This is a genomic window from Streptomyces sp. ME19-01-6 (assembly GCF_033793745.1).
GTDB lineage: Bacteria > Actinomycetota > Actinomycetes > Streptomycetales > Streptomycetaceae > Streptomyces.
The window spans coordinates 1-1125 of sequence record NZ_JARAXF010000107.1; the positions used below are offsets into that span (position 1 = coordinate 1).

1 protein-coding gene is annotated in these 1125 nt (G+C 64.1%); it reads left to right on the top strand.

Annotated elements, in window-relative coordinates; all coding sequences use genetic code 11:
* Positions 1 to 42: 42 nt before the first annotated feature.
* On the top strand, positions 43 to 1125 hold a 1083-nt coding region (locus PV419_RS52835; RefSeq protein WP_415925579.1), incomplete at its 3' end, for an acyltransferase domain-containing protein.

The following is a 1125-nucleotide window of genomic DNA, read 5'->3' on the forward strand; positions in this document are numbered from 1 at the left end:
GTGGTGTTTGTGTTTCCGGGTCAGGGTGGTCAGTGGGCGGGGATGGGACTGCGGCTGCTGACCACCTCACCCGTCTTCGCCCAATCGATGAACGCCTGCGAACAAGCCCTGGCCCCCCACACCGACTGGACCCTCACCGACATCCTCCACCGCCCCGACACCGACCCCCTGTGGCAACGCGCCGACATCATCCAACCCGTCCTCTTCTCCCTCATGGTCTCCCTCGCCACACTCTGGCGCTCCCACGGCCTCCACCCCGACGCCGTCATCGGCCACTCCCAAGGCGAAATCGCCGCCGCACACATCAGCGGCGCCCTCACCCTCACCGACGCCGCCAAAATCATCACCCTCCGCAGCAAAACCCTCCACACCCTCCACAACCAAGGCGGCATGGCCTCCATCCCCCTCCCCCACCAAGACATCACCCACCTCATCAACACCCACTGGCCCGACCAACTCTGGACCGCAGCCCACAACAGCCCCCACACCACCATCATCACCGGAAACACCCACGCCCTCACCCAAGCCGTCCAACACCTCAACACCCACCACATCCACGCCAAACGCATCCCCGTCAACTACGCCTCCCACTCCCCCCACATCGAAACCATCAAAAACCAACTCCTCCAACAACTCCACGACATCACACCCCAACCCGCCACCACCCCCTTCTACTCCACCGTCGACAACCAATGGACCGACACCACCCACCTCAACGCCCACTACTGGTACCGAAACCTCCGCCAACCCGTCCACTTCACCCAAGCCATCCACACCCTCACCCAACAACACCACCACACCTACATCGAAATCAGCCCCCACCCCACCCTCACCCCCGCCATCCAAGAAACCACCGACACCACCAACACCCCCACCACCACCATCAACACCCTCCGCCGAAACAAAGACGACACCCACCAATTCCTCCACGCCCTCGCCCACGCCCACACCACCGGCCACCCCATCACCTGGCAACACCAACACCACACCCCAACCCCCCACCACACCGACCTACCCACCTACCCCTTCCAACACCAACGCTACTGGCTCAACACCCCCACCCAGACAGGGGACGCGGCAGCCATCGGCCTGGACCCCGCGCATCACCCACTGCTGGGCGCGGCG